This window comes from Alkalicoccus luteus, from assembly GCF_052061695.1.
GTDB classification, from domain to species: domain Bacteria; phylum Bacillota; class Bacilli; order Bacillales; family Salisediminibacteriaceae; genus Alkalicoccus; species Alkalicoccus luteus.
In genome coordinates, this window is sequence record NZ_JBPZEY010000011.1 from 1 (window position 1) to 23,601 (window position 23,601).

Here is a 23,601-nt window from a genome sequence, read left to right on the forward strand (position 1 = left end):
CTAAAGATTCCTGTATTTCAAAAATTGACAGAGAATGATTCATTCTCTTTCCTTCTTCTTGTCTTTTGTTTAGTTTTCAAAGGGCCGTGTTGCTCGGCGTCGCTCGTTTTGGCGACTTTATTAATTTACCACAGAGACACATGACCGTCAACAGAAAAAGTTAATTTTCTTCAAGTCTGCCGGGCGTTTGAGCGCCTGCTGTCTCAGCGACGATTATTAATATATCATAATAATTTCATCACGCGCAACAGCTTTTCTATAAAAAGATAAACTTTTTTAAAAGTGGCTTTTTTCTTCTATATAAGGGGAACCTGCAGGAAGGGTCAAATGCAGTGAAGCAGCCTGTGCAGCAATTCCCCTTCCTGTCAAAACCCATCAAATTGAATCTGCCTTAGGAAGCGCCGGCCGGTAAAGCCGGTGCTGAATGGCCCCGCCTTTCGTCTTCCCAAACTGGACGGATACAAGTCCTTTTCTAACGAGATATTCCAGCAGCATGCTTAAATCCAGCGAGTATTCATGAAATGTCAGCCGCTCTTTTAACTCGTCTACGCTCCAAGCTTCCTGTTTTTCCTCCATAATAGACAGAAGGTGCGCACTGCCAAGCCTCATCTTAGTAGCAAGCTCAAATTCGTTTGCTAAAAGGAGCAGCTCCAACCGCTTTTCCAATGGTTCGGTACCGTTAACGAGCTCAGAGTACAATTTATGCACTTCAGGTTCAATTCGCCTGACCTGTTCCCAAACGGTCACTTCAGGATAATATCCTTTCTCAATCACAGAAAGACGGGCGAGGTGATGCAGCGCATGTACAATCTGATTAAACGAGTCAAGGTAATGCTTTTCCTGATACAGTGATTTTCCATCTGCAAAGCGCCTGACCAATTTTGCAAACTCCAGCCCTATCCGGGAATATCTGTCTGATTCAGGGAAATGAAGCATTCGCTCTCTAAACCTGTGCATGAATTCATTTCTGTCAAAAATGACTCTCCCATTGATGAGCCATTCCACGACACGGCGATTTGTACTTAGACGAACCCACTCCATTAACTGTTCACTGCTGACGAGATGCATCGCAGCCTTCATCCCGCGATACTCATAGTGCTTTATTTCCCACTGCCTGCTATCATCAGTAACGATGAGAATCACACCGTCAAAATAATCCGTTGCAGCATCCTCCAGCTTTTTCCCCTCCATCATGACGACAGCTAGCGTCTCGGGATCACTGGTACGGTCCTGATAAAGTTCGCGCAGAAATTCTCTCATGATAGAGCCTTCCTCCTATTCAATAAAACCTGCCTTCAAACTCCTGGTCAGGCTAGTATTCGACAACAACCGCCAGATTCCTCTTTCCCATCTCGTGTTCACGACTTTTTTATATTTTCAGGGCCTTCTCTATGATATACTAGCGGTGAAGAAAGGCGTGATAGTTCAATGCTTACATTTACAAACAAAATAAACAAAATCCGCACGTTTGCTCTAGTGCTCATTTTTGCAGGTATCGTGATTATGTACGGTGGTTTATTCTTTCAGGCGAATCCGCTTGTGATGACAATCTTCATGCTGATCGGATTTCTTGCGATCATCGCCAGCACCGTCATTTATTTTTGGATTGGCATGCTTTCGTCAAAAGCGGTGCAGGTCACCTGTCCGGAGTGCAGCAAACCAACAAAAATGCTTGGCCGTGTTGATGCGTGCATGCATTGCAATGAGCCGTTGACACTTGATCCGACACTTGAAGGAAAAGAGTTTGACGAATCGTATAACTCCAAACGAAAAAGCAGGAAGTAGACAAGCGTCTACTTCCTGCTTTTTTAGTTAATGCTTTTGCCTGCAGTCTGGACAAGTCCCGTACACTTCCATACGGTGACTTCTAACGCGGAAACCGGCAACATGCTCTGCCAATGCCTCCACTTCATTTAATCCAGGATAATGAAAGTCAACAATTTTACCGCAGTCATCGCAGATCACATGATAATGATGGCTTGTGTTGCTGTCAAAGCGGCTGGAGGAATCTCCATACGTCAGCTCTCGAACCAGGCCGGCCTCTTTAAAGACTCTCAGGTTATTATAAACCGTCGCAACACTCATATTCGGGAATTTGTCTTCGAGCGCCTTGTAAATCTCATCAGCGGTCGGATGACTCTCACAATCGAACAGAAACTCCAAAATCGCGTGCCGCTGCGGCGTCATGCGAACCTTGGTTGATTTTAATGATTGAAGCGCTTCTTTTAGTTCGGCATTTTCCAACTTGCTCACCTCACAATTCGTGCATCTCTCTCTCTATTCAGGTGATGAAAACGGCATTGATTGGATGATGGATCAGCTGCATCTAGAGATTCTTACATAATAATGGTTATAAACAGTATACCGAATGCATCACTTCGGTGTCAATTTTGACCCTTTAGAAAGGGAAGACTGTCGCGGGCATCAATCATAAAAGATATATATCGGTTGTGTTCCGGATTAGGTCTTCCACGCTTTTCTTCATAGCGGAGGCAGATATCTTTCATTAAGCTGTGTACCTGATTCACATCTTCCTCGGCAACCCCGATTAAAAATGTGGTGCTTCCTTTTCTCAGGAAGCCTCCGCTGCTTGCAAACTCCGTCATGCGGTAATCCGCCAGCTTAAGTCCTTCCTCCAGTACATCCCGATATCGATTTTGAACGATACAGACCATCAGCTTCACAGCTCGCACCCCTTTCAATATCCCCGATCAGGATCCACTTGGTTTATATATTCCCCATTCCCGTGAAGAAAAACAGTAAGATTCTTTTCAAAAATATCCATCGCTCGCGGTTGATACATCGGCGAGATGCCTGACAAATGAGGAGTTACTGTAATAGCAGGGTGTGCCCAAAATGGGTGCTCCTTTGGAAGCGGCTCTTCATTGAACACATCCAGACAAGCATGCCGGAATTCGCCCTCATCGAGAGCAATAATGATTTCCTGCTCATTAACAGCATTCCCACGGCCCATGTTAATGAAAACAGCGCTTTGTTTCATCTGACGGAATTGTTCCAGGCTGAAGAAATTCTTCGTTTCGGCAGTTTTTGGAAGTATAGACAGGACATAATCGGCTGTATGTAAGGCTTCAGGAAGTTTGGAGACGTGCAGCAATTCATCAAAATAAGGACTCTCGCCACCACTTCTGTTTATACCGGTTACATGCATGCCGAACGCTTTAGCAAGCTTAGCCGTACGTGTTCCGATCGCTCCGGCTCCCGCAATCAGCAAAGATGATCCGTACAGCTCATGCATGACCGGCTCTCTGCTCCATCGGTGTTCTTTTTCCTGCTGCTGCACAATCGCTGTTTTCCGGGCAACGTGAAGCATCATGTGCATGCTGTATTCAGCCATTGGAATAGCATGAATGCCTTTCGCATTCGTCACAAGTATGTTTTTAGCTGCCACCTGCCTGAATGGCATTTCATCCATGCCGGCCGATACGATCATAATCCATTTAAGACGAGATGCGGATTCGACATGCCAAGGCTCCATATCTTCTCCATAAGTAATAAAAACATCTGCATCTTTTAAATCAGCTTCCGCCTGTGACATATTTTCGTGCCAGCGGAACTCATGTTCTTGAAACCGCTCCTCTAAGCGAGAGGTAATATCATGATGAATATTTCCTGACGATACAATTTTCACCTGTGGCCACAACCTTCCTGACTTATTCCTCCAGCATTAAGCTAAATTGATACTGACTCGATCTGGTTTCGCCCTCTTCTCTCCAATTAACGAGCATACGTGCTTCGATCTGCGAAGCCGAACTGCAGACGCTGCACGCTTCGCGGTGAATGAGCTCATCTTCAAATGAATCCATCTCTAAATCCTGAAAATAAAAGCTAACATTTGAACTGTCGACGAATACCTCCAGCATGTCGATCGAATCCGGCTCGAACTCACTGTCTTCAGCAGGACTAAGTCTGAAGCCGATCTCCGCTTCATCACCTTCCCTTTCGACAAACAAAACCGCATCCCAGTATGCATCTGAGGCATCACTTCGGTGATCCGGATCGAAAGGACCTTCATAATCATCCTGCAGAAAATATAATAGAGCTCCGACAACAGCGGAAATCAGTATAAACGGAAGCACCTGCTTCATCCGGATCCCACCTTTCCTACTTACTATAGTAGCAGACTCCTGCATGGAATTCAGCCGCAAAGCAGGAACCGCCCTCCGCAGTCTGTTCAAATGATACAATGACAGAAATAATCGTTTCCGTTAAGGGGTTGGCATCTATGAAGAAAATGTTCATACTGGCTCTTCTATGGCTTACAGCCTGCTCAGCCGAAGAAGCATACGAAGGCCGCACAGCTGGTCCCTCCGACGGGTTTGGACGAATTCTTTTTACCGCAGGCGATACATTCGGACCGGCTATTCAGGAAGACCGCTCCAGACATCCGCTTGAAGGATATGAGGCTGAGGCATTTCACCTGATGCAAGGAGAGGAAACAGCGATATATGATGCTGTTACAGGAGAAGAAGTTGACTCTGATACATTCATGCCGAATCAACGGCTGAGCATCTATCCGCCGCCGGAGAAAGCTGGACACAAAACTCCCCTCCAACGCTATTTAACCTACCAGCCACGATTCCTTCCAGCCTATATCCCGGAAGAGATTGCTGTTCATCCGCTTGAAGAAGAAGATGTAACGACTTTTTACCAGCCTGTACGGGACGGAGACTTCCGCTTGATCGGCCGCGGATTAAGTGAAGAAGAGCTTTTATATCAGCTGCAGGGCATCCCTTCTATGCTTCAGGAAAGGGAGCGCTTTTCTGCCGAACTGCTCGAACAGCAGCAGGCTGCCCAGCTCGAGTACAACTGGGTGCTGCTGACATCAGACGGCCTGGCGGCTCAGGTTGACAGTCCGATGGACATCATTGGTTTTTTCGAAGAAAGAGCGGAGGAGGATGACACATGAAGCTGATTATTGCGCTCGCTGCACTGCTTCTTTTCCTTTCCGGTTGCAGTCAGGATGAAGAGCAGACGCTCGAGGGCCGTTACATGTTCACTCTTTCCATGGAAGGCAGTTTCCAACTATTTGTTGAGGATTCGTATACCGGGTCTTCCTACCGTTACTTAAACGGGCTGCAGACTTCACTCCCGGTCATGTATGAGGCTGAATCGTATTTGATTCATACGACGGAGGAGACTGTTTTTACTGATCTCGACACCGGTGAATCTGCCCTGATGAGCGAGATTGATTTTCCGCTCCACTGGCCGAATCAGCACCTGGAAATCCTCGTTTCAGAAGAGATTGAGCCCTTTACCCGAACACTGGAAAGACCCGTTACAGAAGAATCCCGCCTGTTCCCGATTTATACTGCTGAAGAAATTAAAGCCCATCCATACACATCCGAAGATTTTATTGAAGTGCATACACCGGTTGAAGACGATCATTATATGCTGTTTTTATTTGATGAAAATTTCAATAGAGAATACTTGCTCATTTTAGATGAGTTCGGCTCGCAGGCCGGCGAACGCTACGGGGTCTACATCGACGTTAACTATTATGCACCGGATTATTTTGAGACCTTTATGGAAATCGACGATACGCCGTCCTATCTCGTTCTTTCCTCCGCAGGCGAAGCGATTCGTACGTCGGACTGGGAAGAGATACGCAGCTGGTTTTCAACGGAAGCCGGAATTGGCATGCCGAGAGAGGGAGATCCTGCTTGGAGAGAGCTGCTCTATTAGTACGCGTCGACACGAATGAGTGTGCATGATACAATCTTTCCGACAGATACGAGTGTAATGGAAGGAGAACATCATGCATACATACGAACAATCTGAAAAGCTTTTTCATGAAGCAAAGCAAGTCATTCTTGGAGGAGTTAACAGTCCTTCGAGAGCCTATAAAGGCGTAGGCGGCGGTACGCCTGTGTTTATGAATCGCGGAGAGGGCGCTTATTTCTGGGATGAAGACGGCACCCGCTACATTGATTACCTGGCTGCCTACGGACCAATAATTGCTGGACACGCCCATCCGCACATCACCCAGGCAGTTAAGGACGCTGCAGAAGACGGCCTGCTTTACGGAACTCCAACCAGACACGAAAACATCTTTGCGTCCATGCTGAAAGAAGCGATGCCGGCACTGGATCGTGTTCGATTCGTCAATTCCGGCACAGAAGCTGTTATGACAACAATCCGCGTGGCGAGAGCATTTACTAACAGAACGAAAATCATTAAATTTGCCGGCTGCTATCACGGTCATTCCGATCCGGTTCTTGTGGCAGCCGGTTCGGGACCATCGACGACCGGCCATCCTGATTCTGCTGGTGTTACGGCCGCAACAGCTGCGGAGATGATCACAGTTCCCTTTAACGATGCAGATGCTTTAGAGCAGGCCCTGCATCGGTTTGGTGAAGATATTGCAGCTGTCCTTGTCGAGCCGATTGTTGGCAACTTCGGAATTGTCGAACCGCATCCCGGTTTTCTCGAACAGGTTAATCACCTTGCTAAAGGAAATGGCTCGCTGGTGATTTACGATGAGGTTATCACAGCGTTCCGCTTTATGTACGGCGGGGCTCAAGATAAGCTGAACGTCTATCCGGATTTAACTGCTATGGGCAAAATAATTGGCGGCGGTCTTCCGATCGGAGCATATGGAGGCAGACGCGACATTATGGAGCAGGTTTCTCCGATGGGAGCCGCCTACCAGGCTGGCACGATGGCTGGAAATCCAGCTTCTATGCGAGCAGGAATTGCTTGTTTGGAAGTGCTGCAGGAGCCAGGACTTTATGACAGGCTTGACCGCCTGGGAGCAAGACTGGAACAAGGGCTCACGGCCGCTGTCGCAGAAGCAGGCATCCATGCGTGTATAAACAGGCTTGGCGGTGCGCTTACAATCTACTTCGGGGTCAACCGTGTGACGAACTATGAGGAAGCAGATGCTTCTGATACGGACATGTTTGCAGCTTTCTTTAAATTGATGCTGAAGGAGCGCATCAACCTTGCTCCCTCTAAATTTGAAGCTCTCTTTTTAACGGCAGCCCATACGGAAGCCGATATCGACGAAACAATCAGCGCTGCGAGAAGAGCATTTCAAGCGATGAGCTGAGCCTTTCTTGTCAATGACAGGAAGCGGGTGTATGATGAATAGAAAGGAAGGCGACCCGGAGCATGTGCAGCCGGGTCCTTTTTGCAAGCAGCTTTCCAGCTGACTTCAACACGAAAAAGAAAGGAAGTACACATCTTATGAGGCTCGGAGCCCGGATGTTTAAAACTGGTCTGGCAGTGACACTGGCCCTTTATGCGGCGATGTGGCTGGATTTTACAACTCCTGCCTTTGCCGCACTTGCGGCTTTTTTTGCTGTTCAGCCATCTCTGTATAAAAGCATCACCTTAATTTGGGATCAAATTCAAGCCAACATTATCAGCGCAGTGCTGGCAGTCACGTTCGTGCTCGCATTTGGTCCGGAGCCGTTCGTGATCGGTGTCGTAGTCGTCCTGATCATTGCCATTCATATTCGCTGGAGACGTGAGGCGATCATTCCTCTCGCCGTTGTGACCGCAGTTATTATCATGGGCAGTCCTACTGACGACTTTCTTCCTTTCGCACTGGATCGGTTTCTGCTCATTATGATCGGCGTCTTTGCTGCATCTGCGGTTAACATGATTTTTCTACCGCCTAACCATGAAAACCAGCTTTATCACAAGCTGACAGCAGCGAATGATGAAATTATTCAATGGATCCGGCTCATCCTTCATCATGAAATTGACTACAGCACCCTTAAACAGGATCAGGATAAAATTCGCACGTCGATTCAAAAACTTGATACGCTCTTTGATCTGTACCGTCAGGAACGCAGTCTGTTCCGAAAAAAAGAGTACTCCCGTATGCGCAAAATTGTCCTGTTTCGTCAAATGATCCGCACGACGTCGAAAGCAGAAAATATTCTTGAAAGTCTTGCGAGACATGATCATGTGACACATCAGCTCCCCCCTGAAGTAGAAGAAGTGATTCAGCATCAGCTGGATGCGCTGACAAATTATCACGAGCGGATTATGCTCAAATATATGGGCAAGGTTCGGCCACAGTCGTTTACGATGGATCTGGAAGAAGTAACGGAGGGACGAGCCACGCTCGTAGAGATATTTATGAATTCGGAAAAACACGTCGAATTCAAACATGAAACGTGGATTCATTTTCTTCCCGTAATCGCGCTGATCATTGAATACTCCGAAGAGCTTGAACATCTCGATAAGCTGGTAGACGGATTTTTCACGTATCATACGGAAGATAACGAAGTAGATATTGCAGCAAAAGAACTGTAGGACTGGAAGCCTTCACGCGATACGAAAGCCGAATTCAGATCTTCGGAACATTTAATTGAAGCGTACATCGTGGACTTGGTATGTCATCCCAATGTTAAGCAGCAGGAATACATGAGCGAAGTGGAACACGCATGCTCACAGCGAAGAAACTCTTGCCGTCATCCACCCCTGATGTATCTTCCAGCCGAAAAATCATTTTGGGTAAACGTTTATTCATTTCTCAGTCCTTTTTCGCTTATCTAATCTGCCGCGGGCTTGCTATAAGCTCTATTCAGAATTCTTTGCCCGGATCGGAATGGCACGGCTTAAGCCTTTTAGGCTTCGTTCGATTTGCCGGTGAAGTACCAGACCGGTAAAGAATTTTGAGACTGCTTGTTGTGCCTCTGGCGAACGCTGTAAAACACTGGCATGACGATTGTGTTTCATTGTTGCGCGGGAAAGGGTCAAACACTCGCAGCTGGCTCGATCCAAAATGAAATCAGGCGTTTCATCTGTCCGGTCAACGTCCGAAGCCGGAAGGACCCGGCTCAAACAGGGAGAAGATCCGGCGGACAAGAAAGAAAAGCCGCGCCCGTGCTCTCCGGAGAGCGAGTGACCGCAGCTGCAGGAATTAGTCATTCAGACAGACTTTATCGACGCACATACAAAAACGAGCCGGTGCCGGCTCGTTTTTTGTATGCAGCTATTTGCACCCAATTGCCGGTAGTATCACGACTCTTTTTTTGAAACAGCAATGGCCCGCGAAATACCTTGACGGAAAGAGAATTTCCCGTACATGAGTACGCCGCCTTTGTATACCCTTGCTGCTGCCAGGTTGATTAATACGGCACTCGTGATCAGCAGGAAGATGATAAGCGCAATTTCCCAGGCAGGTACTGTTTCCATGCCAATTCTCAGAAACAGGAGCTGTGGTGTAAAAAACGGCACGTAGGACAGGATACGAAACACCGTTAATTCCGGTGCATTCAATGCAACGATCGAGATAAAAAATGCAATCATCGCCAGGAAAATAATTGGCTGCATTGCCTGATTAGCCTCCTCCGCACGGCTGACAAGCGCACCTGTCATCGCTGCGAGCCCTCCGTACAGGACATAACCTAACGCGATAAAAAGAAGGGCGTAGCCTAAAAGGGAATAGTCAAGTACCTCATTGAGAATAAATGAGACCGTCTCTTCCCCGCTCAGCCAGGCCCCTGCCGCAGCTGCAGCAGCCACAGCAGATAGATTGACCAAGCCGGCTAATCCAATCCCCGCAAGCTTGCCAAACATTTGGGTCACAGGAGACACGCTGGATACAATCAGCTCCATCACTCTTGACGATTTTTCTGCAGCTACCTCTGTCGCAATCATTGATCCAAAGGATACGACGATTAAATAGATAATAAACACGAGCCCGTAGACCATCCAATACGATCCAGAAAAGGCCTCGGGCCGCTCCTCCGCTCCGGGAAGCGGTGATTGACTGACATCTACTCCTCCATAAAGCGGGGCTGCTTCCGACTCATCAAGCTCCAGCACCTGCTCTGCATAAAGAGTAGCCTGAACACGGTCCAGAACGTCAGCCGTCGTCTGAGCGAGGATCGCCTGCTCGCCACTAACGAGAAGATCTGCTTGAAGTGCCGCTGCCTCTCCCGAGATGATCAGCGCCGCACCATTTCCTTCTTCCGCCCGTCGTTCCGCTTCGTCCGCTGATGAAACGAGCTCCGCTTCCATTGCCTGCTGCTCCTGAAACCGTTCTGCAGCCGCTCCACCCCACACCGACTCATCCGCAACGTAAACTGTAGTCCCTTCATCGGAAGCCGCCGTTTGAAGCAGAGCCGGGATAAGAAAGAACGCCATGATTAAAAAGGCCATGACAGCAGTAGATATTAAAAAAGATTTTGACGTAATTCGTCTGACTGCAGTGTGACTGACCGTAATCCAAAAGCTACGCATGTTCTTCGCCCCCCATCTGATCGACGAAGATTTCATGCAGGGATGGCTCCTGCAAATCAAATTTTTTCAGCCATGTCGCCTCCGAGCAGCGGCGAAAAACACGTTCAGCTGCTTCCGCTCCGCTAACCTGTACAATCGTTTCAAGCTTGCTTTTATAAACCTGAAGCACGCCGGGAAGTCCTTCAAGTTCGGGTAAATCATCTGCGCCTCTGACGGCAATGCGTTTAACAGGATAAGCAGCCTTAATATCAGTCAGCTTGCCTTTTAAAATAACGTTTCCTTTTTTAAGCATCATCAATTCGTCACAAAGCTCTTCTACATTATGCATTTGGTGACTGGAGAACAGAATGGTCGTACCTTCTTTCTGCAAATCTAACACAGCTTGCTTCAGCATGTCTGAATTCACAGGATCCAGTCCGCTGAACGGTTCATCTAAAATAAGCAGCTCTGGTTTATGCAGTACAGAAGCCATGAACTGTATTTTTTGCTGATTCCCTTTGGACAGCTCCTCTACCCGGCGGTTCTCATATTCTTCAATTTGAAAGCGCGCAAGCCAGCGGCGCATTTCCTCAAAAAACGTTTTTTTCGGCATACCTTTGAGCTTCATAAAATAATGAAGCTGCTGTTTAACGGTCAGCTTCGGGTAAAGGCCTCTTTCTTCGGGAAGATAGCCGACCAGTCTGGTGCGCCGATAGTCTAGCCGTTCTCCATGCCATTCAGCCTTGCCTGCAGATGGATCAATTAATCCTAATATCATGCGAAATGTAGTCGTTTTACCGGCACCATTTGATCCAAGCATGCCGAAAATGGTTCCTGCTTGAATTTCAGCCGAGAGCGCGTGAACAGCCGTTTCTTCTTGAAAGGTCTTTGTTAATTGACTGAGCTTGAGTCCCATTCCGGCAGCTCCTTTCTTTCTGCAGTTTGCTTGCTGTTTCCATTAACCAAGCTTCTGAATTGAGAATAGCTTTTTGTACCGCCCGTCGAGCTTCATAAGTTCATCATGTGTACCTGTTTCTGCGACCTGGCCATTCTCCATCACAATGATCTTGTCCGCATGTGTCACAGTGGACAGACGGTGGGCAACGAGAAAGGTTGTCCGGTTTTCGGCAAGCCTTAAAATAGAGTCTTGAATCAGCTTTTCACTTTCGAGATCAAGGGCAGAAGTCGCTTCATCAAATATTAAAATGCTCGGGTTTTTCAAAAACACTCGTGCGATTGCCACGCGCTGCTTTTGTCCTCCTGATAGTTTGACACCGCGCTCCCCGATTTTCGTTTCATAGCCGTCCGGCATTTCCTGAATAAATCCGTCGGCATTTGCAGCCCGGGCAGCTTCATACACCTGTTCGTCAGTTGCTTCAGGATTTCCCATGCGAATGTTGAACATGATCGAATCGCTGAAAATAATGTTATCCTGCAGGACCATACCGATTCTGTCGCGAAGGGTTCTTACTTGATAATCTTTGACGTTCACTCCGTCTATCTTTACAGCACCTTCATTGGCATCATAAAATCGCGGAATCAAGCTCATAATAGTACTTTTTCCGCCGCCGCTCATGCCAACAACCGCAATGGTTTCTCCTGCTTCGGCACGGAAGCTAACTTCATGCAGCACTTCTTCTTCGTCATAACCAAACGAAACACGGTCAAAAATCACTTCACCGTTACCGCTTTTATATGGCTTTGCCTGCTCGTGATCTTTAATATCATACTTCTCATCAACCAGTTCAAACATCCGGTCCATCGACGCGATTGATTGAACGAGTGTTGTCGAGGAGTTAACCAGCCTTCTGAGCGGATTATATAACCGATCCATATAAGCGGTAAAGGCAACGAGCGTACCGACGGTCAGATCGGCTTGAATAACCAGCACTGCAGCAGTGAAGATGACGATAAGCGGAGCGATATCCGTGATGGTGTTCACGACCGCAAAGGTTTTGGCGTTCCACTTCGTATGATCTACAGCACGGTTTAAAAAATTGTTGTTTTGCTTGCCGAACTCTTCCTGCTCATGGTTTTCAAGGGCAAAGCTTTTAATGACGCTGATTCCCTGCAGCCGTTCATGCAGGTGTCCCTGCACGTCGGCCAGCGCCTGCGACCGCTTTCTCGTTAAATCACGCAGTCTGGCATAAAAAAACTTGATCGACAGCGCGTAAAACGGCAGCAGCGCTACAGCTGCAAGCGTCAAGAGCGGATCCAGTGTCAGCATGATAGCAATTGCAACGATGATCGTAAACATGTCGAGCCAAATGTTCATCATGCCCGTCATGATAAACGTCTTCGTCTGCTCGACGTCATTGATCACCCTCGAAATGATTTCACCTGATTTGCGGTTGGCGTAAAACTTTAAGCTCAGCTTTTGCAGGTGGCTGAATAACTGATCCCGAATATCATATAAAATTTTATTCCCGGTCCACTGGGCAAAGTACTGTCTGTAGTACTCGACCGGGGGCCGGATAATTAAAAAGATAAATAACGCCCCGCCCATCAGCCAATAAAGCATGGTCATCTGTTCAGCGACTGCAAGACCTTCTCCGCCAATGATATCATCGATAACGAATTTCAAAATCAGCGGCGTTAAGAGCGGAATTCCAAATTTCAGCATACCGATAAAAACGGTAATCAATATTTCCTTCCAGTAAGGACGAATAAACTGCATATAACGTTTAATACTATCCAAGCAAAGTGCCTCCTATCTTCAGCAGTCCGGACGGTCTAAAGGCGCCATAACGGACACATGCCGTCATGACGCCTTTCACAAGCTCCGGCTGGATGATCAGCGGTGCTGAAGAAATCGTTCATACCAGTACTCAATAAATCCGGGTTCAAATGGTCCTTTTTGCGAGCTGATCCAGGACACGAGCTCATCAACTGCACGATGCAGGATAGGCTCTACTTCCTTAGGATAGTTCATTTGCTTTTTGTGGATATCAAATTCATCCTCGTCCAGCAGCTTATAGGTCATATCCGGAAATACTTTAATATCCAAATCGTAATCAATATACTTTAACGCTTCCGAATCATACGTAAATGGAGTCCCTAAATTACAATAGTAATAAATGCCGTCATTACGAATCATGCCGATGACGTTAAACCAGCTGTTCGCAGTAAAATAGCAAATGGCAGGCTCTCTCGTCCGCCAGTGTCTGCCATCCGATTCATAGACGAGTATCCGGTCGTTTCCACCAATTACTTCCTGACTCGTGCTTTTTAAAATCACCGTCTCTTCCCAGACGCGGTGAAGACTTCCATCGTGCTTGTAGCTTTGAACTTCGATCGTACTTCCAACTGTCGGAAAATCCACGCGGCCTCTCCTTCCTGTCATCTGGCCGCCGGTTTTCGGTGGGTCACCATCCTGTCCTCCGGATGCAGATAAAGGTCAAACGGTGGTTCCTCACGCAGGTAATTTTTCAATTTGAAATAGCTGATCGGACTAGTCTGATCGCTGCCCTTAAGCGGCAGCTCTCCGGTTTCAAGAAAATATTGGTCGCATGCAATCTGAGCATGATCGATCAATCTCGGCGTATCCGGTTCTTCAAACAGCTCGAATGTCTCTTTAGACATGTAAAAAGGGCGGTCCGGTAAGCCGTTCAAATAAGGAATAAGCAGCTCCGCATCCAGTTTGTTACCGGATGTGACGAGCGTTCGCAGTGAAATTCCCGGTCCGGCAGACTCAGCAAACGCGTTAACTGCCTGCCGAACCTCCTCCAGTGAGCAGGAGATGACTTCCGGCTCCTGCTGTGCTTTATCTCGGCCCTGCTTTTTCTGCTTCCGTCTGAACATGACGCCCTCTCCTTTAGCAGTGATTACCTGTTTCGATAAACCGGCGGATAAACATCATAGTATCGGTTCCTGAATATTCCCTTTTATTATACTATTGTTTGGCGCCGGATGCACAGAAGAATCACCGTTTACGCCAGAAGCGATATTCCGCCGTCGACGATGATCGTTTGTCCTCTTACCATATACGCTTCATCGGAGACGAGAAATTTCACAGCAGCTGCCAGATCCTGCGGTTCTGTAATACGGCCTGCAGGCGTCCGGGATGCTGCATCGCCAAGCAGTTCATCACGATTTGGGAAATGCGTCAGCGCATCAGTGTCCACTGCTCCACCGGACACTGCATTCACACGAATTCCTTTCGGAGCCAGTTCAACTGCCATGTAGCGGGTAAGTGCTTCAACAGCAGCTTTGGAGACTCCAACTGTTGTATAATTGGGCAGGTAGCGGATCGATCCGAGCGAGCTCAGGCTGACGATCGCTCCGCCATCCTTCATGCGTTCCGCTGCTTTTTGACTTACGAACAGCATCGCTCTGCTGTTGATGTTCATCGTCCAGTCCCAGTGGCTTTCTTCGAGCTCCATCAATGGACGAAGGACGCCGGAGGCTGCATTATTGATCAATACATCAATGCTGCCGACCTTCTCATCAATCTCCTGAAACATCTCATCAAGCTTTTCGGTTTTTGCGATATTTGCCTTGATTGCAAACGCTCTGCGGCCCTTAGCCTCAATTTCTTTTACCGTTTCATCCGCCTTTGCCCGGCTTCTCGCATAATTAACGATGATATCGTATCCGGCATCTGCCAGGGTCAGTGCAATTTCTTTGCCAATGCCGCGGCTGCTTCCAGTAATCAGTGCTGTTTTTCGATTTTCCATTTCAGATCAATCCTCCAAAATAAACGGTCTCTCCGCTATTGTTCCTCAGTTGCATCATTTTGTCCAGATGAGAATAGATCAGGATAGAAAAACAGCGCCATACAGCAAAGCTGCGGCAATAACGAACGCTGGATGTACCTTGCGGATTTCGAGCAGGTAGTAACTGGCTCCCAGCAAGAAAACCGTCTGCAGCCAGCCGCTGTCCGTATAGGACGTTTCTAAAAATCGGAACGTCATGACGCCGAGCAGAACCGCTATTGTCGGCCTTACAATAGCTGATAACTTTTTCACTTTCGGTGAATCTTTAAAGCGGAGCAGAATGCTTAGCAAAATGATCATCAAAATAAGCGATGGTGCGACGGTGGCAAACAAGGCGATCCCTGCCCCTAAAATACCGCCTTCCACGAAACCGATATACCCTGCCATTTTTGTCGCGATTGGTCCGGGCAGCGCATTGCCTAATGCAAGCACCTCGCCAAACTCCTCTACCCCCATCCATTCATAGCGGTGCACTACCTCGTACTCAATCAGCGGAATTGTTGCTGGCCCGCCGCCATAACCGACAATACCAGGAATGAAAAACGCCAGAAATATTTCCCAGTAGATCATGTGCGGTCACCTGCCTTTTTTACCGGTTTTACTAGTACAAAGAGAATAAGCGCGGCAATGACGATCGCTGGATGAACTCCAGCCAATTCTGTAAGGGCTACAGAAGCTACCGTCAGCAGAATAACTACTTTCCACCCAAGATCTCCTTTTGCTTTCGTTAAAAACCCCCACGTCAATACACCGAGCATGACTGCTACAACGGGCATCACACCTTGCGTCATCCCTTGCACCCAGGCATATTCCCGGAACGAAGCCAGCGACACGAGCAGCGCGATCATTAAGATAACCGTCGGAACGATGGAAGCAACGATGGCATTTAAAAGTCCGGCAGTTCCTGCGACCCGGTATCCGATATAACCTGCCATCTTTGTGGCGATCGGACCTGGCAGCGTATTCCCAATTGCCAGAATATCCGAGAACTCTTCATCGTTCATCCATTCGTAGGTTTCAACAGCTTCCTTTTGAATAAGGGGAATGGAAGCTGGTCCGCCTCCATATCCGAGCATTCCGACTCTGAAAAAAGCCATGAACAGCTCTTTTTGTACTCCCATTCGATTTCACCTCACTACATTGAACTAAGACTTACTGTAACAGCTATTAACCTGCCGCGGTTTTCAGAACCGTTCCATTTCACAGTTACCATGATTTTGCGCACAGCCGTGCGAAAAGAAGAAGCCGTCCAACTGTACAAATTGGACGGCGGTTACGAGCTTGAAGGCAGAAGGTCTCTGTGATCAGTAAGCGGCTACGCTTCCATCTGTTCTGGGCTCCGTTCCACCTTGCAGTACGCCTGTTTTCGGATCTTTCCAAATGATCTGGCCTCGTCCGAACATACCTGAATCATGCGTCAGCTGCACTTCATGGCCTCTTGCAGCAAGTGCTTGAGCAATATGGTTTGGCACGCTGTGCTCCAGTACAACTTTCTTACCGCTCATCCACTGCCATCTTGGTGCATCGAGAGAAGCCTGTGGATTGAGACCGAAATCGATCGTATTCATGATCATCTGCATATGCCCCTGCGGCTGCATAAAGCCTCCCATTACGCCGAATGGACCGATAGCCTCCCCATTTTTCGTAAGGAAACCCGGAATAATAGTGTGGAATGTTTTCTTTCCGGGCTGCAGCGCATTATCATGGTTTGGATCAAGACTGAAGTTATGGCCGCGGTTTTGCAGTGCAATACCGGTCCCTGGGACAACGGCTCCTGAACCAAAGCCCATGTAGTTACTCTGTATAAAGGACACCATATTGCCATCGCCATCTGCTGCTGCGAGGTAGACAGTGCCTGAAGCAGAAGGATCTCCAGCTTCCGGCGTCAGTGCCTCGTCACCGATCAGGCTGCGGCGCTCAGCAGCATACTCTTTTGATAAAAGCGCCTCAACGCTTCTGCTCATATGCTTTTCTTCAGTGATATAGGTTTCTCCATCTGCAAATGCCAGCTTCATCGCTTCTATTTGATGATGATACGTAGCTTCATCTTCCCGGGCGGCGAATGAATCTTCCTTCAGCATGTTCAGGGCCATCAGCGCGACGAGCCCCTGGCCGTTGGGTGGTATTTCCCACACATCGTAGCCCTTGTAGCGGACTGATATCGGCTTAACCCACTCCGGCTTAAACGCTTCCAGATCCGACTTTCGAATATAGCCTCCGTGCTTCCGTGAAAAGGAGTCCAGCTTTTCGGCAAGCGAGCCGCTGTAAAAAGAGGCAGCCTTTGTTGAAGCAATTTCTTCAAGTGTCCTTGCATGATCCTCGGAGTGCCACATCTCTCCTGCCTGCGGCGCCTTGCCGTCAGGCGTAAAGATTCGATACCATTCGTTAAATTCTTCCCCCTGCCAAGCCTTTTGGTAAGCAACAGCTGCTTTATTCCAGTACTTCGCCAAAGTAGGGCTGAGCGGGAATCCTTCACGGGCAAGCTTCACAGCTGGAGCCAGCGTTTCTTCAAGAGTCAGCTTCCCAAACTTCTCTGAGAGTTCCGCCCATGCAGCCGGTGCTCCTGGAACGGTGACAGGTGTCAGCCCGAACTTAGGTATCTCTTCCACTCCTGCTGCTTTAAGCGTTTCAATAGACAGCTTTTCCGGGGCCTGGCCGCTGGCATTTAATCCATGCAGTTCATCCTTCATCCAAACGAGCGCAAATGCGTCGCCGCCAATCCCGTTCGATGTCGGCTCTACAACTGTAAGAGCTGCTGCTGCTGCCACCGCCGCATCAACGGCGTTGCCTCCCTGCTTTAATATATCAAGTCCAGCCTGTGCAGCCAGCGGCTGGGATGTTGCGACCATCCCATTTTTTGCAAACGTTACATTTCGGGTTGATGCGTAGGGATACGTATGTGCCTGATCTGTATTCATGAATGAACCATCTCCTCACATTGCTTTTATCTTACTGTATCACATCCGAGCGCAAAAATTAACACAATGTTAATATATATCAATAAAAAATAACTAATTGTCAAGTAAATACCGCAATTAATATTCTTTTATGTCACAACCTCATGAGCAGGAGACTCATCATGAGAACGAAAGTTTCCGTTCTAGATATGAATTAGAAATTGGATCGCGATTGACCGCCGTCTACATTCAGTGTAGCTCCAACGATCCATGAAGCTCTCTCTGAGCAGAGAAAAACAGCCGTATCCGCTACTTCTTCCACAGTTCCAAATCGGCCCGCGGGAATTTCCTGCTCGACAAATCGGTTTATCTTTTCCGGATTTTCATCGAGCCGCTTCTGCCAATTGCCAGTCGGATGCAGGATGGAGCCCGGCGCGATTCCGTTTACGCGGATCCCGTCTTGTATTACCTCATCAGCGAGTGATTTTGTCATGCTGATCATGGCAGCCTTGGCGCTGTTATAGCTCGGCTTCCCGCCGGACTCCCGTCCAAAGATGGATGAAATATTGAGGATGGCTCCGCCGCCATGCTGCTTCATTTCAGCGCAGGCAAGCTGGGCATAATGCAGCGCTGAAAAATAGTTCAGCTCCATCGCTCCGCGAAACGTATCGACCGGTGTATCAAGGTGCGTGCTCCCGGCGGATCCTCCGGCATTGTTAACAAGAATATCAATGCCGCCGAGTAAACGCAGAGCTTCATTAAAGCTCTTTTCGCGCTCCGCCTCGTTCGATACGTCCGCCTGAATCGTTTGTAGTCCAGAAAGCTCAGAAGCGGCCTGCTTTAAAGCGTCTCCTCCTCTCGCAATAACAGCTGTCCTGGCACCTTCTTTTATAAATGCCTCTGCAATACCGTAGCCGATTCCTTTTGATCCGCCTGTAATAAGTACTCGTTTATTAGCAAGGTTCAATTCCATCATGATTCCTCCAGTAAGGCTATTATTTTTTGGTGCGACACAGGAAACGCTTTTTGCTTCAATTCATCAACCGTTAGCAGCTGCTGTGCCTTCTCAAGCTTTTGTACATCGTGTACGGTTTGGTATACATCCATTTCCCAAACAAGATGGGAAAAAACGTGTCTGATTTGGGTGAGGTTTTCCCAGCTGCTTTCATCGACAGCCGGCAGCCCGTCTATCCCCTCTTCAGAATGTGGAAATTGCCACATGCCTGCAAGCAGGCCGGTATCGGGACGCTTTTCTACCAGGTAGCGGCCCCTGCTGTCCCGAACAACACCTACTGCAAGTTGAACAGAACGCGGAGCTTTTTTCTTAGCTTTTACTGGCAGAAATTCCTGTACGCCTTCCTTTCTGGCCGAGCAGTGCTCTGCGACTGGACAAAGCAGGCAGGCAGGCTTTCGCGGAAGACATACGACAGCACCCAGCTCCATCAAAGCCTGTGTGTAATCGCCCGCTCTATTTTCCGGCAGTAAATCACGCGTAATCGCTTCAAACTTTTTTCGGGAAGCCGGCTTTGCAATATCGTCATAAATGGAAAAGATCCGGGACAGCACCCGCATGACGTTTCCATCTACCGCTGGAGCCGGAACGTTGTATGCGATCGACAAAACAGCTCCGGCCGTATACGGTCCGACACCCTTCAGCGCAGCGATCTCCTTTTCTGTAGAGGGCACGATGCCGTTGTAGTCATCTCTAACCTCTTTCACAGCTTGATGAAGGTTTCGCGCTCTCGAATAGTAGCCAAGCCCTTCCCATGCTTTCAGTACGTCTTCTTCGTCTGCATCGGCAAGAGCTTCAAGCGTAGGGAATTTTGTCAAAAAGCGTTCGTAATAGGGAATAACCGTATCCACTTTTGTTTGCTGAAGCATGATTTCGGATACCCAGATCCGGTAGGGATCTCTTTCCCTTCTCCAAGGGAGGTCACGCTTTTCGTTATCGTACCAGTCCAGCAGATCGGACTGGAATTTTTTCGTATCTATAATTTGCACGTTGAAAACTCCTCTTTTGAAACAGTAGAAAAAAGGGTACACTTATGTATACTTACAGGATCTGCTGATGGAGGGAACCTTATGGATACAGCAACTCATGTCGTCATGGGAGTAGCAATCGGCGGGCTCGCTACCCTGGACCCGGTCGTATCCCAAAACCCCGCAATGACTCAGGCAGTTATGATCGGAGCCATCGTCGGATCTCAGGCTCCGGATTTTGATACTGTATTAAAATTAAAAAATAACGCCGTTTATATTAAAAACCATCGGGGCGTTACGCACTCTGTTCCCTTCTGGTTTATTTGGCCGACGCTCATTACGATCATGCTGTTTATGATCATGCCGCCTCTGAATTTGTATCATGTGTGGATGTGGACCTTTTTTGCCGTGTTTCTTCATGTATTTATTGATATCTTTAACGCGTATGGAACAAAGGCTTTTTCCCCGATCTACCGCAAATGGCTCGCACTCGGCGTCATCAATATTTTCGATCCATTTATTTTTATCATGCATATTGCCGCGATTGTAGCCTGGAGATTCGGGGCTCACCCGGGCTGGACCTTCCTCGCCATGTTTGTCGTGATAGCCGGCTACTACGTGTGGAGAATAAGGGAGCAGCGCAAGGTTTATAAAGCTGTCCACCTGGAGCACCCGGACGCTACGCACATTTTTACGTCACCGACATTCCGCTGGTCAAGGTGGCATATCGTAGTCCGCACGGATCATCTCATGTTTGTAGCAGAATGGCGCAGGCAAAAGCTTACCTATTTTGAAACGTATCCGTTTGAACCAATTCCAGAAGATCCAGTTATCGATGCGGCCAGGCACGATGATAACCTGCAGGCATTTCTGTCGTTTTCTCCGGCATACCGGTGGGCAGTCTCTATCGAACCACACGGCTACTCTGTTAAATTCGTTGACCTCAGGTACCGAAGTAAAGGGTATTATCCGTTTGTCGCCATTGTCAGACTGGATGAGAACCTGGAGCCGCTCAGCTCCTATACCGGCTGGATTTACAACACTGATTCGCTTAAACGAAAGCTGCATTATGCTTCCTGAAAAGCGTCCCGCACCAGCAGGCGGGGCGTTTTTTTTAAAGTGGAAGTCCGGCAGTGACTTTTCGCAGGGTACGTTTACGGATTTGCAACATAATCAGTGAAAAAATCGCTTTTGATCGAACCACTTCTGATAGCGCGGATTGTTTTTTAATACTTCATGAAGCTCTGAACCATAATTATCAATCCATTGAATCAGCACTTTTTCCGTCATCTCTCTGCCTTTATATGAATGGCCTGCTTTAGCATATGTTGCTTCGAAGTCCTCCCATAAAAGCTCCACCCATGTCCTCGCTTCAGAATAGGAGAGCTGTTCGTTCTGCTCCAGCAGCCGATTGATGAGCCTCTCCAAAGAGTCCTGCATCAGTTATAACCCCCTATCTTCTCTCGTTAAAACAGAAATAGGCACCGCTTCCAGACCGCTGTTACCATCTCTCCAGCCCCAGGCGAATACCCCATTCATATACTTAATCATAAACGATTCTCCTCCGCTGTTTGCAATCGGATACGTTTCCCCGGAGCGAAATGTATCAGGATCCAGCATGTATGCTTCTGCCATCAGAATCTTGCGTTCATGAACAGCGTATTCATTAATCATTCCTTTCGCTTCGGCCTTTTGCGCAGCGACCCGGAGTTCTTTAATCTCCGCCTCAAGTTCTTCACGGGACATTTTACTGTATTGTTTGCTCACGGTCATCAATCTCCTTTCCCGATACTATCAGTATACGTGTATGACAAGCTGTCATAAAGAATCTGAGCTTTCTATTTCTTCGAGAAAAATCTCGATATGTTCCGACGGGAACCCTTTTTGATAAAGGCCCTGCTTGACTCGCTGCTTTCGTTCCCAATCCGCTTTAGACTGATGCTTGCGCCACAGCTTCTCCCCCTGCGCTCTGACAGCTGCCAGCTCCTCTTCCTCATCCGACTCAATATCTGCCTGCTGGAGAGCTTTCGATGCGGTCTCCATGGAATACCCCTTTTGCAGCAGAAACTGCATCAGCTTCTGTTCTTTTCGGCGGCGTGATTCACGCTTGTAGGATTTCTGCTTTTTTTCAATCAGTTCAACCGCGAGCTCCACTGCTTCTTCCTCACCATACTGTTCCATCGCATTCTCCATCTCCTTTTCAGATATCCCTTTTTGCTTGAGTTCCTGTCTGATCGTGCGCGGGCCTTTTTTGGACTGATCCTTTCTCGTGCGGACGAATGCTTCAGCAAAACGTCCGTCGTTCACAAAATCAAGCTTGCGCAGCCGTTGAATCATTTCGAAAGCATCTTCTTCTTCCACATGCTCGTGGCCAAGAATATAGTCCTTCAACTCTTTCTCTGAACGCATCCGGTAAGACAAATAATTTAACGCACGCTGATACACTTTTTCTATTTCGTCTCGTGATTTGAGCCGGGAAATATCTTCTTCTGTCAGTTCTTTTCCTTTCATCAAGTCTTCCGAAACAATCATATCTTCTGAGACGGAGAACGCATACTCTTCTTTCCCGTTCTTTTCTAAATGAATGTGGTATCGCTGCTTCGTTTTTTTAGCAGCCGTTATCTTTGCGATTTTAGGCACAACCGTTCCCTCCGTTCCTACGTTTCAACTGAGTGAGATTAAGGAATACTATACATAACCTTAAACCAGGAGGGGTTGTAATGAAAGTAGCAATCGCAGGCGGCTCCGGGCTGCTCGGCAAAGAACTTACCAAAAAATTGTTATATAAAGGGCATGACGTATACATCCTCACCCGTAACCCGCATAATAAAAAACCGTCTGACGGTATTTTTTATGTAGAATGGCTAACTGCTTCAGCAGAACCTGAAAAACAGCTGGAAGGGATCGATGCGTTTGTTAACCTTGCAGGAGAAAACTTAAATTCCGGACGTTGGACAGAAGATAAAAAACAAGAAATTCTTGACAGTCGAATTGACGCAACCCGTGAAACCATCCGTATTTTATCGGCATTGGAGCAAAAACCTGAAGTGCTGGTCAACGGATCAGCCGTCGGATATTACGGCACATCTTTTACAGAAACGTTTACCGAGGCCGACACCGAGCCTGGGGATGATTTCCTGGCTGATGTTGTCGTACGGTGGGAAGAAGAAGCAGAAGCAGCACCGGAAAACGTGCGCGTTGTTAAAACCAGATTCGGCGTCATCCTGTCCGGAGAAGGCGGTGCTCTCAAAAAAATGCTCCCTGCATTCAAGCTCGGCGGAGGCGGCCGAATCGGCACCGGTCAGCAGTGGATGTCATGGATCCACATTGAAGACGCTGCCCGCGCCATCCTCCACTGCATCGAAAATAAAGCATTTTCCGGACCGGTAAACGTCACCGCGCCGTCACCTGAAAAAAATGAAGTATTTGGAAAAACCTTGGCTGATGTTTTAAACCGGCCGTTTTGGGCTCCTGTCCCGTCCAACCTTGTCAAACTTGCCCTCGGTGATATGAGTGTGCTCATTTTAGAAGGTCAGCAGGCTGTTCCGCAAAAGCTGCTGGATCATGAGTTCGAATTCTCATTCCCCGTTCTTGACGAAGCCCTTTATGATCTAATCGGCCACTGATCTCTCATCGCCGAAAAGCCGCCCGTATGTGCATCTGCGGGTGGCTTTCTTTGTTTATTTTCAACGTCTTGAGCGGTTAGCCTGCTTGAACAAGCATTCAGTAAAAATACATGATTCCGGTACATCCTTTTCAGATAAACGTCCTAAAATCCGCTTGTCTCAATGTTTCAGCCGGATTTTCAG

Annotated in this window: 26 protein-coding genes; 7 read left to right on the top strand and 19 right to left on the bottom strand. The window is 47.9% G+C overall.

Annotated features, from left to right (window positions below; genetic code table 11):
• Window positions 1-375: 375 nt before the first annotated feature.
• Window positions 376-1,260, bottom strand: coding sequence for a nucleotidyltransferase-like protein (locus ACSZLD_RS13770; RefSeq protein ID WP_377907764.1), 885 nt, complete (start codon window positions 1,258-1,260; stop codon window positions 376-378).
• Window positions 1,261-1,428: 168 nt separating this feature from the next.
• Between ACSZLD_RS13770 and ACSZLD_RS13775 the strand changes: the two genes are divergently transcribed.
• Entirely contained in the window at window positions 1,429-1,785 is a 357-nt protein-coding gene (locus tag ACSZLD_RS13775) for a YgzB family protein (protein ID WP_377907763.1), read from the top strand.
• A gap of 27 nt (window positions 1,786-1,812) precedes the next feature.
• Here the strand turns inward: ACSZLD_RS13775 and ACSZLD_RS13780 are convergent, their stop codons facing one another.
• The 4 genes from ACSZLD_RS13780 to ACSZLD_RS13795 all read right to left on the bottom strand — a co-directional run bounded on the left by ACSZLD_RS13780 (window position 1,813) and on the right by ACSZLD_RS13795 (window position 4,106).
• Complete coding sequence (locus ACSZLD_RS13780) at window positions 1,813-2,187, bottom strand: Fur family transcriptional regulator (protein ID WP_377907777.1); 375 nt, start codon at window positions 2,185-2,187, stop codon at window positions 1,813-1,815.
• A gap of 197 nt (window positions 2,188-2,384) precedes the next feature.
• A complete protein-coding gene (locus ACSZLD_RS13785) occupies window positions 2,385-2,675 on the bottom strand; it encodes a cyclic-di-AMP receptor (RefSeq protein WP_444685586.1) in 291 nt (96 codons plus the stop codon).
• 23 nt (window positions 2,676-2,698) lie between these two features.
• Window positions 2,699-3,649 (bottom strand): D-2-hydroxyacid dehydrogenase, encoded by a 951-nt coding sequence (locus ACSZLD_RS13790; RefSeq protein ID WP_444685527.1) that lies wholly within the window; start codon window positions 3,647-3,649, stop codon window positions 2,699-2,701.
• A gap of 22 nt (window positions 3,650-3,671) precedes the next feature.
• Window positions 3,672-4,106, bottom strand: a complete 435-nt coding sequence (locus ACSZLD_RS13795; RefSeq protein ID WP_444685528.1) for a hypothetical protein — start codon at window positions 4,104-4,106, stop codon at window positions 3,672-3,674.
• A 137-nt stretch (window positions 4,107-4,243) separates the two neighbouring features.
• Here ACSZLD_RS13795 and ACSZLD_RS13800 point away from each other — a divergent pair, with 137 nt between their 5' ends.
• The 4 genes from ACSZLD_RS13800 (at window position 4,244) to ACSZLD_RS13815 (ending at window position 8,286) form a co-directional block, all read left to right on the top strand.
• Complete coding sequence (locus ACSZLD_RS13800; protein WP_377907760.1) at window positions 4,244-4,927, top strand: hypothetical protein; 684 nt, start codon at window positions 4,244-4,246, stop codon at window positions 4,925-4,927.
• Window positions 4,924-5,703: a hypothetical protein gene (locus ACSZLD_RS13805; protein WP_444685529.1), complete on the top strand. Its 780-nt coding sequence runs from the start codon at window positions 4,924-4,926 to the stop codon at window positions 5,701-5,703. The genes ACSZLD_RS13800 and ACSZLD_RS13805 overlap by 4 nt, the downstream gene beginning before the upstream one ends.
• Window positions 5,704-5,776: 73 nt before the next feature.
• Complete coding sequence (locus ACSZLD_RS13810; RefSeq protein ID WP_377907758.1) at window positions 5,777-7,069, top strand: glutamate-1-semialdehyde 2,1-aminomutase; 1,293 nt, start codon at window positions 5,777-5,779, stop codon at window positions 7,067-7,069.
• A 137-nt stretch (window positions 7,070-7,206) separates the two neighbouring features.
• Window positions 7,207-8,286 (top strand): FUSC family protein, encoded by a 1,080-nt coding sequence (locus ACSZLD_RS13815; RefSeq protein ID WP_444685530.1) that lies wholly within the window; start codon window positions 7,207-7,209, stop codon window positions 8,284-8,286.
• A gap of 708 nt (window positions 8,287-8,994) precedes the next feature.
• Here ACSZLD_RS13815 and ACSZLD_RS13820 read toward each other — a convergent pair.
• From ACSZLD_RS13820 to mutY, 11 genes are all read right to left on the bottom strand, one after another.
• Window positions 8,995-10,221, bottom strand: coding sequence for an ABC transporter permease (locus tag ACSZLD_RS13820; RefSeq protein WP_444685531.1), 1,227 nt, complete (start codon window positions 10,219-10,221; stop codon window positions 8,995-8,997).
• Window positions 10,214-11,116: an ABC transporter ATP-binding protein gene (locus ACSZLD_RS13825; RefSeq protein WP_444685532.1), complete on the bottom strand. Its 903-nt coding sequence runs from the start codon at window positions 11,114-11,116 to the stop codon at window positions 10,214-10,216. Before ACSZLD_RS13825 ends, ACSZLD_RS13820 begins: the two co-directional genes overlap by 8 nt.
• 42 nt (window positions 11,117-11,158) lie before the next feature.
• On the bottom strand, window positions 11,159-12,898 hold the full coding sequence (locus ACSZLD_RS13830; RefSeq protein WP_377907754.1) for an ABC transporter ATP-binding protein: 1,740 nt from the start codon (window positions 12,896-12,898) through the stop codon (window positions 11,159-11,161).
• A gap of 96 nt (window positions 12,899-12,994) precedes the next feature.
• On the bottom strand, window positions 12,995-13,522 hold the full coding sequence (gene ntdP, locus ACSZLD_RS13835; protein ID WP_377907753.1) for a nucleoside tri-diphosphate phosphatase: 528 nt from the start codon (window positions 13,520-13,522) through the stop codon (window positions 12,995-12,997).
• 17 nt (window positions 13,523-13,539) lie between these two features.
• Window positions 13,540-14,001 (bottom strand): DUF3939 domain-containing protein, encoded by a 462-nt coding sequence (locus ACSZLD_RS13840; protein WP_444685533.1) that lies wholly within the window; start codon window positions 13,999-14,001, stop codon window positions 13,540-13,542.
• A gap of 128 nt (window positions 14,002-14,129) precedes the next feature.
• Window positions 14,130-14,876 (bottom strand): enoyl-[acyl-carrier-protein] reductase FabL, encoded by a 747-nt coding sequence (fabL, locus tag ACSZLD_RS13845; protein ID WP_377907751.1) that lies wholly within the window; start codon window positions 14,874-14,876, stop codon window positions 14,130-14,132.
• 78 nt (window positions 14,877-14,954) lie between these two features.
• Window positions 14,955-15,485 carry a chromate transporter gene (locus ACSZLD_RS13850; RefSeq protein ID WP_377907750.1) on the bottom strand — a complete coding sequence of 177 codons (531 nt, stop codon included), beginning with the start codon at window positions 15,483-15,485 and terminating at the stop codon, window positions 14,955-14,957.
• Window positions 15,482-16,036 carry a chromate transporter gene (locus ACSZLD_RS13855; RefSeq protein WP_444685534.1) on the bottom strand — a complete coding sequence of 185 codons (555 nt, stop codon included), beginning with the start codon at window positions 16,034-16,036 and terminating at the stop codon, window positions 15,482-15,484. The genes ACSZLD_RS13850 and ACSZLD_RS13855 overlap by 4 nt, the downstream gene beginning before the upstream one ends.
• A 183-nt stretch (window positions 16,037-16,219) precedes the next feature.
• The gene (locus tag ACSZLD_RS13860) at window positions 16,220-17,833 is read right to left on the bottom strand and encodes a gamma-glutamyltransferase family protein (RefSeq protein WP_444685535.1); all 1,614 of its coding nucleotides are present in this window, start codon (window positions 17,831-17,833) and stop codon (window positions 16,220-16,222) included.
• Window positions 17,834-18,026: 193 nt separating this feature from the next.
• Window positions 18,027-18,785 carry an SDR family NAD(P)-dependent oxidoreductase gene (locus ACSZLD_RS13865; protein WP_444685536.1) on the bottom strand — a complete coding sequence of 253 codons (759 nt, stop codon included), beginning with the start codon at window positions 18,783-18,785 and terminating at the stop codon, window positions 18,027-18,029.
• Window positions 18,785-19,813, bottom strand: coding sequence for an A/G-specific adenine glycosylase (gene mutY / locus ACSZLD_RS13870; protein WP_444685537.1), 1,029 nt, complete (start codon window positions 19,811-19,813; stop codon window positions 18,785-18,787). Before mutY ends, ACSZLD_RS13865 begins: the two co-directional genes overlap by 1 nt.
• Before the next feature lie 81 nt (window positions 19,814-19,894).
• Here mutY and ACSZLD_RS13875 point away from each other — a divergent pair, with 81 nt between their 5' ends.
• Window positions 19,895-20,872 carry a metal-dependent hydrolase gene (locus ACSZLD_RS13875; protein WP_377907745.1) on the top strand — a complete coding sequence of 326 codons (978 nt, stop codon included), beginning with the start codon at window positions 19,895-19,897 and terminating at the stop codon, window positions 20,870-20,872.
• Window positions 20,873-20,965: 93 nt separating this feature from the next.
• Here ACSZLD_RS13875 and ACSZLD_RS13880 read toward each other — a convergent pair whose 3' ends face one another.
• From ACSZLD_RS13880 to recX, 3 genes are read right to left on the bottom strand one after another with little or no spacing between them, the layout of a single operon-like run.
• The gene (locus ACSZLD_RS13880) at window positions 20,966-21,232 is read right to left on the bottom strand and encodes a YfhJ family protein (RefSeq protein ID WP_377907744.1); all 267 of its coding nucleotides are present in this window, start codon (window positions 21,230-21,232) and stop codon (window positions 20,966-20,968) included.
• A gap of 3 nt (window positions 21,233-21,235) precedes the next feature.
• A complete protein-coding gene (locus tag ACSZLD_RS13885) occupies window positions 21,236-21,559 on the bottom strand; it encodes a YfhH family protein (protein WP_444685538.1) in 324 nt (107 codons plus the stop codon).
• 51 nt (window positions 21,560-21,610) lie between these two features.
• Window positions 21,611-22,432 carry a recombination regulator RecX gene (gene recX, locus ACSZLD_RS13890; RefSeq protein WP_444685539.1) on the bottom strand — a complete coding sequence of 274 codons (822 nt, stop codon included), beginning with the start codon at window positions 22,430-22,432 and terminating at the stop codon, window positions 21,611-21,613.
• A gap of 80 nt (window positions 22,433-22,512) precedes the next feature.
• Here recX and ACSZLD_RS13895 point away from each other — a divergent pair, with 80 nt between their 5' ends.
• Complete coding sequence (locus ACSZLD_RS13895; RefSeq protein ID WP_377907741.1) at window positions 22,513-23,418, top strand: TIGR01777 family oxidoreductase; 906 nt, start codon at window positions 22,513-22,515, stop codon at window positions 23,416-23,418.
• The last annotated feature ends 183 nt before the right edge of the window (window positions 23,419-23,601 follow it).

What these genes read in the sequence shown, in the direction of transcription:
- ACSZLD_RS13770 (WP_377907764.1), bottom strand. Translation starts at nt 1,260, where the DNA reads ATGAGAGAATTTCTGCGCGAACTTTATCAGGACCGTACCAGTGATCCC.
- ACSZLD_RS13775 (WP_377907763.1), top strand. Translation starts at nt 1,429, where the DNA reads ATGCTTACATTTACAAACAAAATAAACAAAATCCGCACGTTTGCTCTA.
- ACSZLD_RS13780 (WP_377907777.1), bottom strand. Translation starts at nt 2,187, where the DNA reads ATGACGCCGCAGCGGCACGCGATTTTGGAGTTTCTGTTCGATTGTGAG.
- ACSZLD_RS13785 (WP_444685586.1), bottom strand. Translation starts at nt 2,675, where the DNA reads ATGGTCTGTATCGTTCAAAATCGATATCGGGATGTACTGGAGGAAGGA.
- ACSZLD_RS13795 (WP_444685528.1), bottom strand. Translation starts at nt 4,106, where the DNA reads ATGAAGCAGGTGCTTCCGTTTATACTGATTTCCGCTGTTGTCGGAGCT.
- ACSZLD_RS13800 (WP_377907760.1), top strand. Translation starts at nt 4,244, where the DNA reads ATGAAGAAAATGTTCATACTGGCTCTTCTATGGCTTACAGCCTGCTCA.
- ACSZLD_RS13805 (WP_444685529.1), top strand. Translation starts at nt 4,924, where the DNA reads ATGAAGCTGATTATTGCGCTCGCTGCACTGCTTCTTTTCCTTTCCGGT.
- ACSZLD_RS13810 (WP_377907758.1), top strand. Translation starts at nt 5,777, where the DNA reads ATGCATACATACGAACAATCTGAAAAGCTTTTTCATGAAGCAAAGCAA.
- ACSZLD_RS13815 (WP_444685530.1), top strand. Translation starts at nt 7,207, where the DNA reads ATGAGGCTCGGAGCCCGGATGTTTAAAACTGGTCTGGCAGTGACACTG.
- ACSZLD_RS13820 (WP_444685531.1), bottom strand. Translation starts at nt 10,221, where the DNA reads ATGCGTAGCTTTTGGATTACGGTCAGTCACACTGCAGTCAGACGAATT.
- ACSZLD_RS13825 (WP_444685532.1), bottom strand. Translation starts at nt 11,116, where the DNA reads ATGGGACTCAAGCTCAGTCAATTAACAAAGACCTTTCAAGAAGAAACG.
- ACSZLD_RS13840 (WP_444685533.1), bottom strand. Translation starts at nt 14,001, where the DNA reads ATGTTCAGACGGAAGCAGAAAAAGCAGGGCCGAGATAAAGCACAGCAG.
- fabL (WP_377907751.1), bottom strand. Translation starts at nt 14,876, where the DNA reads ATGGAAAATCGAAAAACAGCACTGATTACTGGAAGCAGCCGCGGCATT.
- ACSZLD_RS13850 (WP_377907750.1), bottom strand. Translation starts at nt 15,485, where the DNA reads ATGATCTACTGGGAAATATTTCTGGCGTTTTTCATTCCTGGTATTGTC.
- ACSZLD_RS13855 (WP_444685534.1), bottom strand. Translation starts at nt 16,036, where the DNA reads ATGGGAGTACAAAAAGAGCTGTTCATGGCTTTTTTCAGAGTCGGAATG.
- ACSZLD_RS13860 (WP_444685535.1), bottom strand. Translation starts at nt 17,833, where the DNA reads ATGAATACAGATCAGGCACATACGTATCCCTACGCATCAACCCGAAAT.
- ACSZLD_RS13865 (WP_444685536.1), bottom strand. Translation starts at nt 18,785, where the DNA reads ATGGAATTGAACCTTGCTAATAAACGAGTACTTATTACAGGCGGATCA.
- ACSZLD_RS13875 (WP_377907745.1), top strand. Translation starts at nt 19,895, where the DNA reads ATGGATACAGCAACTCATGTCGTCATGGGAGTAGCAATCGGCGGGCTC.
- ACSZLD_RS13880 (WP_377907744.1), bottom strand. Translation starts at nt 21,232, where the DNA reads ATGCAGGACTCTTTGGAGAGGCTCATCAATCGGCTGCTGGAGCAGAAC.
- ACSZLD_RS13895 (WP_377907741.1), top strand. Translation starts at nt 22,513, where the DNA reads ATGAAAGTAGCAATCGCAGGCGGCTCCGGGCTGCTCGGCAAAGAACTT.